The sequence below is a fragment of the Rhodanobacter umsongensis genome (genome assembly GCF_042654965.1).
GTDB lineage: Bacteria > Pseudomonadota > Gammaproteobacteria > Xanthomonadales > Rhodanobacteraceae > Rhodanobacter > Rhodanobacter umsongensis.
The window spans coordinates 115,542-132,885 of record NZ_JBHSMK010000005.1; the positions used below are offsets into that span (position 1 = coordinate 115,542).

A 17,344-nucleotide genomic window follows, 5' to 3' on the forward strand; every position below is an offset into this window, starting at 1 on the left:
CGACGACGGCGGTGCCGTCACGTCTAGCAGATCTCATCGCCGTCCACTGCCGGCAGGATGCGTGTCGGCAGGCTGATATCTTCGGGCAGGGCGGCCAGCGCCGCCGTTGCAGACCGATGCTGGCGGCTTTGCAACGCGCCGTTCATCAGATTGAAGCTGGCGAACAGACGGCCAAATTCATCGCGGCGGGCCAGCCGGATGCGATGGCGGAAATCGCCGCGCGCCACCCGCAGCATCGCCTCGCCCAGCAGGTCCAGCATGCCGAGCGGCCGGCGGAACAGCCAGTACGCCGCGCCCACCACCGCCGCCAGGGTCAGCAGCAGGACGCTGAGGATCACCCACAACGTGGTCCGTTGCGCCGAGAGCAACGGCGCGTTGCTGACTCCCAGGCGAAGCTCGCCCACTGTTTTCGTCTGGTAGCGCACCGCCACGTCGAACAGCAACATGCTGTCCTGATGGCGGGCGCCGGCGCTTCGGTCGCGGTAGCTGCGTATTTCATCGGACTGCGACCGGCTCGCCTGTCCGTCCGGCGCCAGCAGTTTGCCGCCGATTTCGTCCGTCCGGGTGCTGGCGATCACGGCGCCTTGGCGATCGGCGATGGCGAGGTAGTGGATCTGCCGATTGCGCGAAACATCCTTGACCAGGGCGCGCGTGGCTGCGTCATCGCCGAGCAGCAGGTTCTCGGCCGACTCGTCGGCAATCATGCGCGCCATCGAGCCGCCGAAATCCTGCGCCAGGCCGTTCACCGCGGCGTTCTGCTTGGCATAGATCGTGGCCAGCCCCAGTGCCAGCACCAGACTCAGGATGGCGCCCAGGCCGCCGGCCCAGCGCAGCCGCAGCGAAACGATGCGACCGGCCAGCGGCGTCTCGCGCTCGCGCTCGTATTCACGGGCGGCCAGACGCAGATCGTCGATGACCTCCGCGCTTCGCTGATAGCGCGACTCCGCCAGGGGCGCCAGCAAGGTGCGTGTGATGCTGATCAGGATCGCGGGCGTGGCCGGGTCGCGCAGCGGCATCGACGGCCGCGGCGAGCGCTGGCGCTTCCTGATCAGCTGCGCCACGTTCCCGAATTCCGGCCAGGGCAGCTTGCCGGTGAGCAGCCAGTACAGCACCACGCCCAACGAGAACAGGTCGCTGCGCGCATCGCTCGGCTCGCCGCGCAGGCGCTCGAGGGCCATGTACGCCGGCGTGCCGCCGGTTTCCGCCGACGGGCCGCCGGCATCGCGCGGCAAGGCGCGGCGTTCGGCGATGCCGAAGTCGCTGATCTTCGCGTAGTCCCAGCCATCGGCGAGCATGATGTTCTCTGGCTTGATGTCGTGATGGACCACGCCGTTGGCATGCGCGTAATCGAGCGCGGCCGCCAGCTGGCCCACCAGCTGGATGATCATCGGCAACGGTGGAAAGCCCTCGCGACTGACCCGGCTGGCGAGCGTCTCGCCCGGCAGACGCTCCATCGCGATGTAGGAGCGGCCGTCGCTGGTCTCCCCGACGTCGAAGATCGTGACGATGTGCGGATGGGTCAGGTGGCCAGCCGCGCGCGCCTCGATCAGAAAGCGGCGCTGATAGGCAGGATCCGCCGCGACCTCCCGATGCAGGCATTTGATGGCCACCTGGCGTTCGATGCCTGGATCGAAGCCCGCGTAGACGATCGCCATCGCACCTTGGCCAAGGACGCCGTCGATGCGGTAACGGCCAACCGTCGCAGGGATGGCGCCTTCGCTCACGGCGACCCCGAGAACCACCATGCGGCGATGCCAAGGGCCGCGGTCAGCACACCCACGACAAGGGCGATCCAGCGCCACGATACCGATGCGGGCGAATCGCGCTCACGGGTCAGGAACACGAACTCGGCCTGTCCCAGCCGTATGTGGTCGCCATGCTGCAGGACCGCTTCATGGATGCGCCGGTCGTTCACGAACGTGCCGTTGGTGGACAACGTATTCATGATGACGCAGTGGCCGTGCTGGTTCGTGATCCAGGCGTGGCAGCCGGACACGCTCAGGTCGTCGACGACAATTGCGTTGTCGGCCCGGCGGCCGATGGCCTGCCGCCCGGAACGAAGCACAAAGCGGCGCCCGACGATGCCGCTGCTGCTGCCCTCCAGCACCGGCTCGTGCACGCTGATCCGGGCGTCCGTTGCGTCCGCGGCGTCGCTGGCGTACTGCCGCAGCGCCTCGGTAGAGAAAAAACGGGTTCCCTGCGGCCCTGAGGATCGTTCACCGGGCACGGGAAACGGTGCTTGACCACGACTGTTCATTGAATTTCAGGACTCCGGAGTGGTGTGCACTATAACCAACTGCCCCATCGGCCGGCGCCTCCCACGGCCCGCCGCTGCCGTCGCTTCCGGGATTGTCGTTATCGCCGCGTGCTTTAGTGGTGATGATCAGTCCTGGCTTCTTCGCGGTCCCCCTGCACGCCAGGCGAGCACGACCACAGATCTTGATTCTGGATAGTTATTTCTATATTTTACGAAATATGAAACCAATAGACGCGCTCGCCTGCCTCAACGCGCTTGCCCACGAGCACCGCCTGACTCTGTATCGCCTGCTGGTGCAGGCCGGCGGAGAAGGCCTGGCCGTAGGTGAACTGGCCGCGGCAACCGGCTTGGCCGGCGCGACGCTCACGAACCACCTGCACATCCTGCGCCGGGCCGGCATGGTCAGCGACGAGCGGCGCGGGAGGGTGATCCAGTGCCGCGCGAACTATCCGCAAATGAACGCTCTGCTCGGCTTCCTCAGCGAGAACTGTTGCGCAGGATCGGCCACCGCCGGCTGCGCGCCCGCCACCACCTGCCTGCCGGCAAGGAGCAAACGATGAAACGCTTCCATGTCCACGTGAACGTCGACCAGCTCGACCGCAGCATCCGTTTCTACACCACGCTGTTCGGTGCTGCGCCCAGCGTGATCAAACCCGATTACGCGAAGTGGATGCTGGACGATCCCCGGGTCAATTTCGCGATCTCGCAGCGCGGCCGCCAGGCGGGCGTGGACCATCTGGGCATGCAGGCCGACGACGATGCCGAACTCGCCGCGATCGGCACGCGTCTGCAGGCCGCCGATGCCGTCGCGCTGGCGGAAAAAGGCACGACCTGCTGCTACGCGCGCTCGGACAAGTTCTGGGCCGAGGATCCGCAGGGCGTGCGCTGGGAGAGCTTCCTCACGCACGGCGAAGCCACCAGCTACACCAGCGCACCGAACGAAAGCGGCGCCACGTGCTGCCGCCCGGCGACCGACAGCAAACCCGCAGCGTCGTGCGGACCGAACGCAAACTGTTGCTGAGATGGCCATGCGTACCCAACCGTACAACGTGCTGTTCCTGTGCACCGGCAATTCCGCCCGCAGCGTGATGGCCGAGGCCATGCTGAACGTACTCGGCGCAGGGCGCTTCCGCGCGTACAGCGCCGGCAGTTTTCCCAGCGGCAAGGTGCAACCGATCGCGGCCGAACTTTCCCGGGCATTCGGCTACAACGAGCCGCTGCGCAGCAAGAGCTGGGGCGAGTTCGCGCAGGCCGACTCGCCCGGCATCGACATGGTGATCACCGTCTGCGACAACGCCGCCGGCGAGGTCTGCCCGATCTGGCCCGGCCAGCCGGTGACTGCGCACTGGGGCGTGCCTGATCCGGCATCGGTCGGCGGCAGCGAGGACGAACGCCGGCGCGCGTTCCAGTCGGCCTGGATGATGTTGCGCCGGCGCATCGACCTGCTGCTGGCGCTGCCGCTGGACAAGCTGGACCGCATCGCGACGCAACAGGAACTGCGCGACATCGCCCGGACGGCCAGCGCCCATGAACACTGAACCCGACGCCGCCGCACCGCCGCGGATCGGTTTCTTCGCGCACTACCTCAGCGTGTGGGTGGCGTTGTGCATCGTCGCCGGCATCGCGCTCGGGCATGCGCTCCCCGCGGTATTCGAAATGCTGGCGGTGGCCGAAGTGCAGCACATCAACCTGCCGGTCGCCGCGCTGGTGTGGCTGATGATCGTGCCGATGCTGCTGAAGGTCGACTTCGCGCAACTCGCCGGCGTGCGTCATCAGGTGCGCGGCATCGGCATCACGCTGCTGGTGAACTGGGCGATCAAGCCGTTCTCGATGGCGCTGCTGGGCTGGCTGTTCATCCGGCATGTATTCGCCGCGTGGTTGCCGACCGGGCAGCACGATGCGTATATCGCGGGGCTGATCCTGCTGGCCGCCGCGCCGTGCACGGCGATGGTGTTCGTATGGTCGCGGCTGTGCGGCGGCGAGCCGAACTTCACGCTGGCGCAGGTGGCGCTCAACGACGCCATCATGGTCGTGGCATTCGCGCCGATCGTGGCGCTGCTGCTGGGCGTTGCCTCGATCCATGTACCGTGGGGCACGCTGCTGCTGTCGGTGCTGCTGTACATCGTGGTGCCGGTGATCGCCGCGCAGCTGTGGCGCGGCTGGTTGCTGCGACGGCGCGGCCAGGCCGCGCTGGATGCGACGTTGCAGCGCCTCGACCCGTGGTCGACCGCCGCCCTGCTCGCCACCCTGGTGCTGCTGTTCGGTTTCCAGGGCGAGGCGATCCTTGCGCAGCCGCTGATCATCGCCTTGCTGGCGGTGCCGATCGTCATCCAGGTCTATCTCAACGCCGGCATCGCCTACGGCCTCAGCCGCTGGCTGAAGGTGCCCCATTGCGTGGCCGGCCCGGCCGCGCTGATCGGTGCCAGCAACTTCTTCGAGCTGGCGGTGGCGGCGGCGATCAGCCTCTTCGGCCTGCGTTCCGGCGCGGCGCTGGCCACGGTCGTCGGCGTGCTGGTCGAGGTGCCGGTGATGCTGTCTGTGGTACGCATCGTCAACCGCACCGGACACTGGTTCGACGGGAAACCGGTGCCCGCCCCCGCAGACACCTGAAGGCCGCGGCTACTTCGGTGGCGATGCGGCCGGCAATGCATACGCCACCAGCGAATCGCCCATCTTCGTGCCCAGTGAGCCGTGGCCGCCGGCCATCACCACCACGAACTGGCGACCGGTCTTGTCCGAAACGTAGCTCATCGGCGTGGCCTGGCCGCCGGCCGGCAGACGCGATTGCCAGAGTTGCCTGCCGGTACGCACGTCATATGCGCGCAGGTAGTAGTCCAGCGTACTGCTGAGAAACGCCACGCCGCCGCCCGTGGTCATCGGTCCGCCAAGGCTGGGCACGCCCAGCGGCAACGGCATGCCGAACGGTGCCTGGTCCTGGATCGTGCCGTTGCGATGCATCCACACCCGCTGCATGGTGTTCAGATCGATCGCCGCGAGATAACCCCACGGCGGCGCCTGGCAGGGAATGCCCAGCGGCGACAGCAGCGGATGCAGTTCGACCGCGAATGGTGTGCCGGTCATCGGGCGCACGCCCTGCTCGCTGCCCGGGCCACCAGGGGCGTCAAACTTGCTGCGTGGAATCAGCTTCGACACAAAGGCCATGTAGTCCGGATTGAGAACGGCCAGCTGGCGCACCGGATCGACGGCCATGCCGCCCCAGTCGAATACGCCAAGGTTGCCCGGATAAATGAGCGACCCCTGCTCCGATGGCGGCGTGAAGATGCCCTCGTAGCGCAACCGCTTGAACGTGATGCGGCAGAACAGCTGATCGAACGGCGTGGTGCCCCACATGTCGCGCTCGCGCAGTGTCGGCGGCTTGAACGACAAGGCGGAAAACGGTTGCGTCGGCGACACATGGTCGCCTTTGGCTGCGCCCTGCGGCACCGGCTGCTCCGGCGCGGGCACGATGAGCTTGCCGTCGCGGCGGTCGAGTACGTAGATGTCGCCGCGCTTGGTCGAGGCGAGCAAGGCCGGCACCCTTCCGCGTGGCGTATCCAGATCGACCAGGCTGGGTTGGCCGCCGATGTCCATGTCCCACAGGTCGTGATGCACGCTCTGGTAAACCCAGCGCAATTCGCCGGTGGCGATGTCCAGCGCCACGATCGCGCTGCTGAAACGCTCGCCTTGCGGATCGCGCTGGCCACCCCACATGTCCGGCGTCTGGTTGCCCATCGGGATGTAGACCAGGCCGAGCTTCTCGTCGACGCTGGACACGCTCCACGAGTTCGGCGAGTTGCGCACGTAGCTCTGCCCCGGTGCCAGCGGCGCGGTAGCGGCCGGGTTCGATGCGTCCCAGTTCCACAGCAGCCTGCCGCTATCGATGTCGTAGCCGCGGATCGCGCCGGAGGGTTCGTCGGTCGAGCCGTTGTCGGTGACGCTGGCGCCGACGATCAGCACGTGCCGTGTCGCCACCGGTGGCGAGGTGGGATTGAGGAAACCGCGTTGCTTCATCGGCTGGTGTTCGTACAGCCCGATCACGCCGTGATCGCCGAAGCTCTCGCACGGCTGGCCGGTGTCGGCGTTGATCGCCACGATGGTGGCGTCCGCCGTCGGTGCAAAGATGCGTCGCGGGCATTCCTCGAAATGGATGCGCGACATCGGCAACGCGCCCTTGGGCACGGGCGGCGGCTGGCCCGGTGCGGCAATGGACGCGCTCGCCGCCGGCAGCCAGGCCGCCGCATCCGGCCCGACATAGGCACCGGAGTCGTGATACGCCACGCCGCGGCAGATCATGTGCTGGTAATCCTTCGCCCGCCGGTCGATCTTCGGGTCGTAACGCCAGCGCTGCCTGCCGGTATCCGGATCCAGCGCGATCACGATGCCATGCGGCGTGCACAGGTACAGCATGCCGTTCGCCTTCAGCGGCGTGACCTCGTTGGCGATTTCCCGCGGATCGCCCGGGCCCTTGAAGTCGCCGGTATGAAACGTCCACGCCAGCTGAAGACGGTCCGCATTGTGCGGATTGATCTGCTGCGCCGGGGCGTAGCGGTCGCCATAGCCGGAGTGGCCGTAGGCGCTCCAGTCACCGGCAGCGGTGAACGGCACCGGCGATGGGCCGGATGCGTTCATGCGCGCCTGCGCGAATTCGCCCGGATGATCGTGCGGGTGTTGCAGCAAGGCGGCGACACCGACGAGGGCCGCGATCGACAACGCACCGCCCAGCGCCCAGCGCCCGCTACGCAACATCGCATCACCGTCATCCGGCGCCCTGTGCAGCCCGGCATTGACGAACGGCAGCCACAACCACAATGCCAGCGCGAAAACCACGTCCAGCCGCGGCAACAGCTGCCACCAATCCAGCCGCACCTCGATCAACGCCCATGCCGTCGTGCCGAACAGCACCAGCGCATAGAGCCACATCGCGTGGGGCCGCCGCAAGATCAACAGTGCGCCGGTGACGGCCATGCCAAGCCCGGCAAGCAGGTAATAGAACGAACCGCCCAGCACCAGCAGGCAGGCGCCGCCGATGGCGAGAGCCAGGCCCAGCAGAACGAACACGCTGCCGGTAATCGGCAGCAGCGGGCGGGAACGTGGCAGTCGTGTCATGGCGATCTCGTTGATGGCGGCCAGGCTTCGACGCGACGTCTTCATCAGCCACGCAAAGCCCGCGTCGTGTGTAGCACGACACATGCCTGCGTGTTGTCGACGTCAGCGTCGATTCAGCCTCGTCGCCACGATTCACCCCGCGTTTGCATGCACGGGCCAAGACTCGGGTTTCCCGCAGGCAACGAGGTACGCTTCATGAAGAACCCGATCACATCTCTGACTTTCGCCCTCGCACTAGGCGCGTTGTCGCTGGGTGTTTCCGGCATTGCCGCGGCACAGCAGGCGATGACCGAGCCGCAGGTGCACAGCAAGCTCGCCGAACAGGGCTACACGAAGGTGCACGACGTGAAGTTCAAGGACGGCATGTGGCGCGCGGAGGCAAGGAGTGCCGACGGCAAGCGTGTCAACCTGCGCATCGACGCCGCGAGCGGCGAGGTCTACCCGAACAAGCTGGTCTCCCGGCTCAGCGAGAAAGACGTGCGCGCCTCACTGGAAACGCAGGGCTATACCCACGTCCACGATGTCGAATTCGATGACGGCATCTGGAAGGCCAAGGCGGAAAACCCGGCCGGGGCGGACGTCAAGCTGAAGATCGATGCGAGCACCGGCAAGGTGATCGCCACTGATTAGGCCCGGGCCGGATACGCAGGGCATGGCGACGGCGAGCGCCGTCGCCATGCTGCCGGGCCGCACCTCACCGATTCATGGGCGAGGTGCCAGCAGCAACGAGGCTTGCCGTCCGGCCGGCAGCGCCTGCTTGACCCAGGCGGCAACCATGCCCCCTACCTCCGTCGCGCTCAAGCCGCCGGTATCGATCGCCGTGTTGCTGCACCCGTACGGACGATACTTCGATGAACTGGTCACCGAAAACAGGCCGACCGTCGGGGTACCGCTGGCCACGGCCAGATGCATCACGCCGCAGTCCGCGCTGATGAAACCATCCATGTTCGCGATCATCGAGGCCAGGCGACGCAAGTCGCGCGTGTAGTACGACGCAAAGTCCCCGCCCAGCTGCGCCTGACCGTGCTCGGCTACCACGTCCACGATCAGCACGTTCGGCTGCGCGGCCAGCAGCGCGTCGATGAACTCCTTCCACCATGCCTCGCCGTAGCGCTTGGCGCCCGTGGCATTGGCGAATATGCCGACAACCGGGCGCCCGGCCACTGCCTGCTGCGTTCCCGCGAGAACGGCGGCCAGCGCCTTGCCGGCTTGCTGCCGCTCATCCTCGGACAGGCGCAGATTGAGCATTTCGTACGGCCGGTCCATCTTTCCCGCATACGCGGTGCGCAGCAGGAACACGCTGCGACGAGCCAGGTGATCCGGCCAGGACAGGCTGTGCCATAGCGAGTCGGCGTTTGCCTGCGCATCCGGAAAGCCCAGTTTGAAGCGAGCCTTGACGATACCCAGCAACAGGCGACCGGACTGCGAGCCATTGCCTGCATCGATCGCCAGGTCGTAGGAGTTGTGCCGCACTTGCTGCAGCAGCGCGATGGTCTGCCACACATGCCGCGCGATCTTTCGCGGCAGGCAGAAGACCCGGCGTACCTGAAAGCGGTTGGTGAACAGCATCCGTGCGGCTTCGCCGCCGCCGACCAGATCGATCTCTGCTCCGGGATAAAGCGCCTCGACCTCGGCCAGCAGGGGGCTGATCAACACGGCATTGCCGAGTCGATGATTGGGCCGGCAGATCAGCACGCGGTGGATGCCACGCGTCGGCAGCTTTCCGGGTTCACACAGCTGCCTCCCCACGGCGGAGAACAAGCGGCCAAATAGCAGGGCGACGGCGCGATGCCGCAGCGCATCGCCGCGTCGCGCGCTGGCATGGATCGCTGGCTGCTCGCCCTGTGGAAGTTCGGCAACGTCATTCATCGAGCGATCGGCACCTTCAACATCCCTGCAAGGTACGGCGGGCACCTTTCACGGACCCTTCCCTCTTCCGTCAGGCGTCGCCCAGGCTCCGGATCAGCACCACTCTCATGAATCGCCGCGCCCGCGCCGATCGCGCCACGTCACGACCGCACCGAGGCGCGTCATCCCGTGTCATATGGACGTCCAAACGAGAATCGCGCCCGGATCTCGACGGACGTTCCGCGGGCTTCCCGCCACGAGCGGATGGACCGACGCATGCGCGCTCACTACTATCGGCCAACTTCTCTATCGACCGGTGGCTGTCCATGAAGCGATTGTTCCTCTGCGCCTCGATCATCGGCGCGTGTCCACTGGCGCTGGCCGCCAGCACCGCGCAGACCTTCAGCACGGAACGCCTGTCCGCCGAGGTGAAGGCGCTGTCCTCCGACGCGTTCGAAGGCCGCGGCCCGGCCACGCCGGCCGAAACGAGAACCATCGACTACGTGGTGGCGCAGATGAAGGCCGCCGGCCTGCAGCCGGGCGGCGACCTCAGGGATGGCAAGCGTGCCTGGACCCAGGCGGTGCCACTGCGCCGCAGCGCAATTGTCGGCACACCGACGTTGACGTTGCGCCATGACGGCAAACGTGAAGCGCTGACCCAGGGCGGGCAGATCTCGATCCGCGCGCCGATGGATGGTTCCACCCGGGTGGCGATCGCAGACGCTCCACTGGTGTTTGTCGGGTACGGCGTGAGCGCGCCCGAGCGGCACTGGGACGACTTCAAGGGGATCGACCTGCACGGCACGATCGCGGTGGTGCTGATCAACGATCCGGATTTCGAAACCGGCACGGGCGACTTCGGCGGCAAGGCAATGACCTACTACGGCCGCTGGACCTACAAGTACGAAGAGGCTGCCCGCCGGGGCGCGCTGGGCATGCTGGTGGTCCACGAAACCGCGCCGGCTTCGTACGGCTGGGCCACGGTGAAGAACTCCAACACCAACGCGATGTTCGACATCGTGCGCGACAAGCCGGCTGCGGTGCATCCGGAACTGGAAGGCTGGATCCAGCGCGACCTGGCCGTGCAGATGTTCCAGCGCGCCGGGCTCGATTTCGACGCGCTGAAGAAGCAGGCGCAGACCCGTGCGTTCAAGCCGGTGGTGCTGAAGGGCGAGAGCCTGTCGGCGAACTTCAGGGTCGATTCCGAAGTGATCACCTCGCACAACATCGCGGGCCGCGTCGAGGGCAGCAGGCACCCGGACGAAACGGTGATCTACAGCGCGCACTGGGATCACCTGGGCGTCGGCGCCCCGGATGCGAAAGGCGATCGCATCTACAACGGCGCCGTCGACAACGCCGCCGGCACCGCCGCGCTGATCGAGATGGGCCGGGCGTTCGCGCAGGGGCCGAAACCCGAGCGCTCGGTGGTATTCCTCAACGTCACCGCCGAAGAGAAGGGCCTGCTCGGCTCCGAGTACTACGCCGCCAACCCGCTGTACCCGCTGGCCACCACCGTGGGCGTGCTCAACATGGACGCGCTCGACCCGCACGGCCCGGCGCGCAACTTCACCATCTCCGGCAGCGCGAAACTCGGCTTGCTGGACGACCTGGTCGCCGAAGCGAAGCAGTACGGCATGAGCTACACCGCCGACCCGAAGCCGGAGGCCGGCCACTTCTTCCGCTCCGATCATTTCTCGTTCGCCAAGCGCGGCGTACCGGCGATCTCGTTCGGCTCCGGCAATGACTGGGTCGATGGCGGCCTCGCTGCCGGCAAGGCGGCGGAGGACGACTACAACACCAGGCGCTATCACCAGCCCGCCGACGAATGGCAGGCAAGCTGGACATTCACCGGCATGGCGCGCGACCTTCAGCTGATCTACACCGTCGGCAACGAGCTGGCGAATTCCGACCAGTGGCCGGACTGGAGCAAGGATTCCGAGTTCCGCGGCATCCGCGACGCCAGCGCTGCCCAGCGCAAATAGTTACAGGTCCGTCATCTGCATGCAGGAGCCCGCTGGCGGACGATGCTCTTGCTTTGAATCTCCGAGCAGAAACATCGCCCGCCAGCGGGCTCCTACAGCGGCTTCTGCCGGTGCCGTCCATAGGCCCAGCGCAGGAACACCGGCAGCATCCGCTTCCACGACGCCTGGTTGTGCACGCCGCCCTGCAACCGGAACAGCGTGGCATCCGCCCTGCGCGACGGGTGCCCGGCATAGTCCATGTTGATCGAATAGCCGAGCTGTTTCAGGCCGCGGGCGCGAAAGCCATCGGTCCCGCGATAGCCTTCGAGCAGATCCTGCACGTCGTCGACGGTATCGTTGATGCGGTCGCCGTCGCGATCCTTGGTTTCCTCCGCGGTGCCCACTGCGACCCACATCTTCAGGCCGGCGCGTCGGGGACCGCGATCGACCATCGCCTGCGCCAGGCGGGTGCGCTGCACCGTGCCGGCACTCGTGCGGTCGGCGGCCAGCCAGAACGAGGGCGAGAACGCGCCGACCCGGCCAAACACCTCCGGATACTGCCAGCCGAGGTTGAACGCATTGAGCGCGCCCAGCGACCAGCCCAGCATCGCGCGTTCGCGTGAGGACCTGCGCGTGCGGAAATGCGCGTCGACATACGGCACCAGCGTAGCGGCCACCCAGGCGGAATAGTCCTGCGCGCGCGTACCGATCGGCCCGATCACCGAGCCGCCGACAAGGCTGTGCGCGCTGGCCCGGTCGGACAGGCCGTAGCCACTGGCGCGGTCCGCCAGCATGTCGATCGCCACCACGATCACCGGCTCGATCGCATGGCCCCGATAGAGTCGGGCCAGCGTCGGCTGCAGGCCCACCGCAGCCATGTCCTGGCCGTCGTTCGCGTACAGCACCGGGTAACGGCGGGCGCCGTGGCGGTAGCCGGGCGGCAGGTAGATGGTGAGCTTTATCTTCTCGGGAGCGAACGCCGGCGCGTCGAGTTGCAGGTGAAGCGCCCCCTCAGCCCTGCCATCCCCTTGGGCGTTGCCATCCCCTTGGGCGTTGCCGGGAGGATGGGAACTTGTCCGCGGCGGCACCGAAGGAGCTGCGGCCATCGCCGTGCAGGCGATCGCGATCAGGAGCAGCGCTGCGACAGAACGCGGCCGGCGTGGCACGCGCTTCACGCCACCCTGGCGAAACACGCCCCATGCCCCGGCAACCGCCACTGGCCATCGTGGAAGTGACCCGGACGCAGGCCGTGGCCCTCCAGCTCATGCACCTTGCCAAAGGCGGCAGGCAGGCGGATCTCGACTTCGGTATCGGCCAGGTTGAACACAACCAGAATCGTTTGGCCGTCCAGATGGCGGGTGAATGCCAGCACCGGCTCGGCGGTGTCGATGAATCGGATGTTGCCCCAGCGCAGCGCAGGTTGCGATCGGCGCCAATGCATGAAGGCGCGAAAACCGTTCAGCACCGAGCCGGGATCGGCCTCCTGCCGTGTCACGGCCAGCGCGCGGTGTTCCGGCGGCACCGGTAGCCACGGCATGCCGCGGCTGAAGCCGGCATGCACATCGTCATCGTTCCACGGCATCGGCGTGCGGCAGCCGTCGCGCCCCTTGAATTGCGGCCAGAACGCGATGCCGTAAGGATCCTGCAGCGCCTCGTAGGGCAGGTCGGCTTCGGTCAGGCCCAGTTCCTCGCCCTGATAGACGCATACCGAACCGCGCAGCGAGCAGACCATCGCGGTCAGCAGATTGGCCAGCTGCGTCGAGGGCCGCGCCTTGCCCCAGCGCGTCAGCACACGCTCCACGTCGTGGTTGGAGATGGCCCAGCACGGCCAGCCCTCGGCCATCTGCGCTTCCAGGGCCTGGACGGTGCTGCGGATGTGCGCGGCGCTGAAATCGTCGGTCAGAAGCTCGAAGCTGTAACCCATGTGCAGCCGACCGGCGCGGGTGTACTCGGCCATCGTGGCCAGCGAGTCTTCCGACGATATCTCGCCCAGCGCGGCCACGTCCGCATAGCCGTCCATCAGCGCCCGGAGCTCGCCCAGGAACGCCAGGTTCTCCGGCCGCGTGTTGTTGAAGTAGTGATACTGGAAGGCGTAGGGATTGTCGGGGCTGAAGCCGCGGCCCACGCGCTTCTCCTTGGGCTTGGCCGGGTTGTCGCGCAGTTCGCGGTCGTGGAAACAGAAGTTGATCGCGTCGAGCCGGATGCCGTCCACTCCCTTGTCCAGCCAGAACCGCACGCTGTCCAGAATCGCCGCGCGCACATCAGGGTGATGAAAGTTCAGATCCGGCTGCGAGGTGAGGAAGTTGTGCAGGTAGTACTGTCCGCGGCGCGGCTCCCACTTCCAGGCCGGGCCGCCGAACAGCGACAGCCAGTTGTTCGGCGCGCTGCCGTCCTCCTTCGCGTCGGCCCATACGTACCAGTCTGCCTTGGGGTTGCCGCGGCTCTCGCGGCTCTCGAGGAACCAGGCATGCTCCACCGACGTGTGGCTGAGCACCTGGTCGATCATCACCTTCAAGCCCAGGCCATGTGCTTTCGCCAGCAACTGGTCGAAGTCGGCCAGTGTGCCGAACAGTGGATCGACGTCGCGATAGTCGGCGATGTCATAGCCGAAATCGGCCATCGGCGACCTGAAGAACGGCGCGATCCAGATCGCATCGACACCCAGGCTGGCCACGTAGTCGAGCCGTTCGATGATGCCCGGCAGATCACCCACGCCATTGCCGTCGGTGTCCAGAAAACTGCGCGGATAGATCTGGTAGGTGACGGCTCCGCGCCACCAGGGTGCATCACTCATTCGCATGTCCCGTAAATGCCGGCCCGAGTCGAAACGACGCGCCCGAGGCGTTGCTTTCGCAGCTTGCGGAGGAGCTTACCGGCTGGATGTGGCTGCCATCGCGACGCTGCATACGTATTCATGGATAACGCCTATCGCAGCGCAACATCTGCAGGCATCCGACGTTTGGACGTCCATATGGAATTCGCCGGAATGGTTGCGGATGACCGTCTCATCACGCTTCCACCGCGCGTGATCGGGTTGGGCCACGGCGAACCAGCCCAATGCTCCGGCGCGCCGGACGTCCGGTTTGCGATGCACAGCAGCACAATGAATACGTATGCAGGAAGCGGCTGGCCTGTCGGAGGCGGCCCTACCATGGCCTACGTCGACGGTTCTGCCGCGCTCGCAAGTCCGGTCCGTCGCGATGTCGGGGCTGGTGACTGCAACCATCAAAGAATTTGACGTGTAACCCTGGGAGGGGATAACGGTGATACTCAAACGTAACGTGCTTGCCTTGGCATTGGCATCGGTCGGTTTCTGCGCCGCCTCGGTGTCCTACGCTGCAACGCCGCAGGTCAGCAGCAACGCCAGCGGGAAAACCAACGGTCCGGACACCCCGGCTCAGGACACCAACACGACATCCACGGCGCAGGCCAAGGCCAAGGCCAAGAAGGATGCGCAGGCCAAGGACCTGCAGGCGATCACGGTCACCGGCTTCAGCCGCAGCGTGGAAACATCGATCGACATCAAGCGCGATGCCGACACGATCCAGGACGTGATCACCGCCGCCGACATCGGCGGCCTGCCCGACGTATCCATCTCCGATGCACTGACCCGCCTGCCCGGCGTGTCGGCTGAACGCATCGACGGCGAATCCAGCGCGATCGACATCCGCGGCCTCTCCGGCGATTTCATCGAGACCACCCTGGACGGCCGCGAACAGGCCGCCACCAGCGGCAGCCGGGTCACCGAATTCGACCAGTACCCGTCCGAACTGATCACCCAGGCGGCCGTGTACAAATCGCCCAAGGCGTCGCTGATCGAGGGCGGCGTGGCCGGCACGGTGGCCATGGACACGGCCAATCCGCTGGACAATGCCAAGCAGTATTCCGGCGTGCTCAACATGCGCGGCAGCTACAACGACCGCGCCAATGAAACCGTGGGCGCCCATTCCAAGGGCTATCGGGTCAGCGCCTCGTTCCAGGGCAAGTTCCTCAACGACACGCTGGGTGCGGCCGTCGGCTTCGCCTCGCTGTACCAGCCGCACGTGGCGGACCAGTTCAACGGCCTTGCCTACAACGGCAACAAGGATCTCAACGGCGACGGCACCAACGAGTACACCAGCGAAGGCTTCGAGCTGCAGCAGAACGGCGGCATGCTTCGCCGCAACGGCTACATGGGCGTGCTGCAGTGGAAGCCGAACGACAGCTTCGAGCTGAAGGCCGACGGCTTCTATTCGCAGTTCAAGAACAATTCGTCCGGCCGGGGCTTCCGCGTCAAGACGCTGTCCGACGGCGACATCACCGACCCACTCATCTTCGCCAATGGCGCGATGGCCGGCGGCACCGTCAGCAGCAATCCAAGGCTCAATCCTGACGGTTCCCGCCAAGATCCGTGGTTCACCGTGCAAACCACCAGCGACGACAACACGCTCAAGACCAGCGTGCTGTCAGGTGGCCTCAACGCGAAGTGGACCTTTGGTGGCTGGACGATCGCCTCCGACGTCGGCTATTCGCGCGCCAAGAGCGACTTCTACAACGGCGTGACCTGGGGACTGCTTTACGACAACATCAACTCGGCCCACCCCGTGGTCGCCGATGACGAATCGGTCAACTATCGGTTGAACGGCCTCAACCCGGCCACGGTGAGCTTCAACAAGGATTACACCGACCTCAGCCGCATGGGTCTGGGCAAGGCTGGCGTGTATCCATACAACTACAAGGACGAGAGCAAGTCGTTCAAGACGGACGTGCGCTACGACTTCGTCGACAACAGCTTCCTGTCCGCGATCGAGGGCGGCGTGCGCTATGCGCGGCGCACCTACAACGCCGACCGCAGCGCGTTCGAATACGGCAACGATTTCGGCCAGTATCAAGCAGGGCAGGAACCGTTGGCGCTGGATCCGAGCAACGCGCAGAAAGTCTGCTTCAAGGGCAACCTGTCCAGCTTCCCGTGCTTCCTGTCGATCAACACGGCCGCCGTGCTGGCCGCCCACGGCATCACGCCGACGCCGTTGAAGAGCTGGCAGAACAACTGGACGATGATCCAGAGCGCCGAGGTGGACGAGCACATCTCGTCCGGCTACGTGATGGCCGACATCGACACCCGCGTCGGCGACCGCAGCCTCACCGGCAACATCGGCGTGCGCGTGGTGCACACCTCGCAGTACAGCAACGGCCTGCAGCAGATCGGCAGCGGCCAGGGCGAAGCCATCACCGACCAGGTGGGCGTGACCAGCACCGACTACATCCACGTGCGCCGCGGCAAGTCGTACACCGACTACCTGCCCTCGCTCAACCTCAACTACCACCTGGACGACAACAACCAGCTGCGCTTCGCCGCGGCCAAGGTGATGTCGCGGCCGCCGCTGAACAAGATGCTGACCGGCTCGGGCTCGTGGATCGACGGCAACAAGTACAACATGTGGGGCAACACCAGCCCGTTCCTCGATCCGTTCTACGCCAAGCAGTACGACCTGTCGTTCGAGCACTACCTGCCCGATTCGTCCGGCGCGTTCTCCGCGGCGGTGTTCTACAAGCACATCGACTCGTTCATCGAGAACTACACGATCGACCCGTTCGACTTCGCCGCCGCCGGCATCCAGGTGCCGATCAATCCCGCCACCCAGCAGCCGTACGCGAACGGCCAGTACCAGACCGCGATCAACAACACCAAGGGCGGCTATGTGCGCGGCGTGGAGCTGAGCTACTCGCAGGTCATGAAGTTCCTGCCGGGTGCCTGGTCCGGGCTGGGCTTTGCCGGCAGCTACTCGTATTCGCAGAGCGCGGTCACCTCCACCTCGAACCTGGGCGGCGCCTCGCAGAAGATCGGCCTGCCCGGCCTGTCGCCGAAGGTGATCAACGGCACGCTGTTCTACAACCTGGGCGGATTCGACACGCGCTTCTCGGTACGTCACCGCAGCCGCTTCGTGTCCAGCCAGATGGCGATCGACAGCCAGCTCGTGTACTACGCGCCGGAAACCGTGGCTGATTTCCAGGCCTCCTACGCGTTCAACAACGGCATGAGCGTGCTGTTCCAGGTCAACAACGTCACCGACCAGCCGACCCGTACCTATTTCGGCAGCCCGTTGCAGACCGGCACCCTGCAGTGGTTCGGCCGCCAGTACTACGTGGGCTTCACCTACGCGCTGTAAACCGCGGCCGGGCATCGCGCCAA

Annotated in this window: 13 protein-coding genes; 7 read left to right on the forward strand and 6 right to left on the reverse strand. The window is 66.1% G+C overall.

Features of this window, described 5'->3' with window-relative positions; genetic code table 11:
• Window positions 1-23 precede the first annotated feature (23 nt).
• Both ACFPME_RS09770 and ACFPME_RS09775 read right to left on the reverse strand, forming a co-directional pair.
• Window positions 24-1,745, reverse strand: a complete 1,722-nt coding sequence (locus ACFPME_RS09770; protein WP_377304654.1) for a protein kinase domain-containing protein — start codon at window positions 1,743-1,745, stop codon at window positions 24-26.
• Complete coding sequence (locus ACFPME_RS09775) at window positions 1,721-2,119, reverse strand: FHA domain-containing protein (protein WP_377304656.1); 399 nt, start codon at window positions 2,117-2,119, stop codon at window positions 1,721-1,723. Before ACFPME_RS09775 ends, ACFPME_RS09770 begins: the two co-directional genes overlap by 25 nt.
• A 320-nt stretch (window positions 2,120-2,439) precedes the next feature.
• Here ACFPME_RS09775 and ACFPME_RS09780 point away from each other — a divergent pair, with 320 nt between their 5' ends.
• From ACFPME_RS09780 to arsB, 4 genes are read left to right on the forward strand one after another with little or no spacing between them, the layout of a single operon-like run.
• Window positions 2,440-2,817, forward strand: a complete 378-nt coding sequence (locus ACFPME_RS09780) for an ArsR/SmtB family transcription factor (protein ID WP_377304658.1) — start codon at window positions 2,440-2,442, stop codon at window positions 2,815-2,817.
• Window positions 2,814-3,278, forward strand: coding sequence for an ArsI/CadI family heavy metal resistance metalloenzyme (locus ACFPME_RS09785; protein ID WP_377304660.1), 465 nt, complete (start codon window positions 2,814-2,816; stop codon window positions 3,276-3,278). Before ACFPME_RS09780 ends, ACFPME_RS09785 begins: the two co-directional genes overlap by 4 nt.
• Window positions 3,279-3,285: 7 nt before the next feature.
• Window positions 3,286-3,795: an arsenate reductase ArsC gene (locus ACFPME_RS09790; protein ID WP_377304662.1), complete on the forward strand. Its 510-nt coding sequence runs from the start codon at window positions 3,286-3,288 to the stop codon at window positions 3,793-3,795.
• The gene (arsB, locus tag ACFPME_RS09795) at window positions 3,785-4,867 is read left to right on the forward strand and encodes an ACR3 family arsenite efflux transporter (RefSeq protein WP_377304665.1); all 1,083 of its coding nucleotides are present in this window, start codon (window positions 3,785-3,787) and stop codon (window positions 4,865-4,867) included. The genes ACFPME_RS09790 and arsB overlap by 11 nt, the downstream gene beginning before the upstream one ends.
• 9 nt (window positions 4,868-4,876) lie before the next feature.
• Here the strand turns inward: arsB and ACFPME_RS09800 are convergent, their stop codons facing one another.
• The gene (locus ACFPME_RS09800; protein WP_377304666.1) at window positions 4,877-7,363 is read right to left on the reverse strand and encodes a glucose/quinate/shikimate family membrane-bound PQQ-dependent dehydrogenase; all 2,487 of its coding nucleotides are present in this window, start codon (window positions 7,361-7,363) and stop codon (window positions 4,877-4,879) included.
• Window positions 7,364-7,558: 195 nt separating this feature from the next.
• Here ACFPME_RS09800 and ACFPME_RS09805 point away from each other — a divergent pair, with 195 nt between their 5' ends.
• On the forward strand, window positions 7,559-7,993 hold the full coding sequence (locus ACFPME_RS09805) for a PepSY domain-containing protein (protein WP_377304668.1): 435 nt from the start codon (window positions 7,559-7,561) through the stop codon (window positions 7,991-7,993).
• A 72-nt stretch (window positions 7,994-8,065) separates the two neighbouring features.
• Here ACFPME_RS09805 and ACFPME_RS09810 read toward each other — a convergent pair whose 3' ends face one another.
• Window positions 8,066-9,232, reverse strand: coding sequence for a glycosyltransferase family 9 protein (locus ACFPME_RS09810; RefSeq protein ID WP_377304670.1), 1,167 nt, complete (start codon window positions 9,230-9,232; stop codon window positions 8,066-8,068).
• Window positions 9,233-9,537: 305 nt separating this feature from the next.
• Between ACFPME_RS09810 and ACFPME_RS09815 the strand changes: the two genes are divergently transcribed.
• A complete protein-coding gene (locus tag ACFPME_RS09815; RefSeq protein ID WP_377304672.1) occupies window positions 9,538-11,193 on the forward strand; it encodes a M28 family metallopeptidase in 1,656 nt (551 codons plus the stop codon).
• A 92-nt stretch (window positions 11,194-11,285) separates the two neighbouring features.
• Here ACFPME_RS09815 and ACFPME_RS09820 read toward each other — a convergent pair whose 3' ends face one another.
• Complete coding sequence (locus ACFPME_RS09820) at window positions 11,286-12,365, reverse strand: alpha/beta hydrolase (RefSeq protein ID WP_377304674.1); 1,080 nt, start codon at window positions 12,363-12,365, stop codon at window positions 11,286-11,288.
• The gene (locus tag ACFPME_RS09825) at window positions 12,344-13,966 is read right to left on the reverse strand and encodes an alpha-glucosidase family protein (protein WP_377304676.1); all 1,623 of its coding nucleotides are present in this window, start codon (window positions 13,964-13,966) and stop codon (window positions 12,344-12,346) included. Before ACFPME_RS09825 ends, ACFPME_RS09820 begins: the two co-directional genes overlap by 22 nt.
• A 469-nt stretch (window positions 13,967-14,435) precedes the next feature.
• Here ACFPME_RS09825 and ACFPME_RS09830 point away from each other — a divergent pair, with 469 nt between their 5' ends.
• A complete protein-coding gene (locus ACFPME_RS09830) occupies window positions 14,436-17,321 on the forward strand; it encodes a TonB-dependent receptor (RefSeq protein WP_377304679.1) in 2,886 nt (961 codons plus the stop codon).
• The last annotated feature ends 23 nt before the right edge of the window (window positions 17,322-17,344 follow it).

Excerpts from the sequence above, each read along its gene's own strand:
- arsB (WP_377304665.1), top strand. The coding sequence starts at position 3,785 with ATGAACACTGAACCCGACGCCGCCGCACCGCCGCGGATCGGTTTCTTC.
- ACFPME_RS09770 (WP_377304654.1), bottom strand. The coding sequence starts at position 1,745 with ATGGTGGTTCTCGGGGTCGCCGTGAGCGAAGGCGCCATCCCTGCGACG.
- ACFPME_RS09800 (WP_377304666.1), bottom strand. The coding sequence starts at position 7,363 with ATGACACGACTGCCACGTTCCCGCCCGCTGCTGCCGATTACCGGCAGC.
- ACFPME_RS09790 (WP_377304662.1), top strand. The coding sequence starts at position 3,286 with ATGCGTACCCAACCGTACAACGTGCTGTTCCTGTGCACCGGCAATTCC.
- ACFPME_RS09815 (WP_377304672.1), top strand. The coding sequence starts at position 9,538 with ATGAAGCGATTGTTCCTCTGCGCCTCGATCATCGGCGCGTGTCCACTG.
- ACFPME_RS09825 (WP_377304676.1), bottom strand. The coding sequence starts at position 13,966 with ATGAGTGATGCACCCTGGTGGCGCGGAGCCGTCACCTACCAGATCTAT.
- ACFPME_RS09810 (WP_377304670.1), bottom strand. The coding sequence starts at position 9,232 with ATGAATGACGTTGCCGAACTTCCACAGGGCGAGCAGCCAGCGATCCAT.
- ACFPME_RS09805 (WP_377304668.1), top strand. The coding sequence starts at position 7,559 with ATGAAGAACCCGATCACATCTCTGACTTTCGCCCTCGCACTAGGCGCG.
- ACFPME_RS09785 (WP_377304660.1), top strand. The coding sequence starts at position 2,814 with ATGAAACGCTTCCATGTCCACGTGAACGTCGACCAGCTCGACCGCAGC.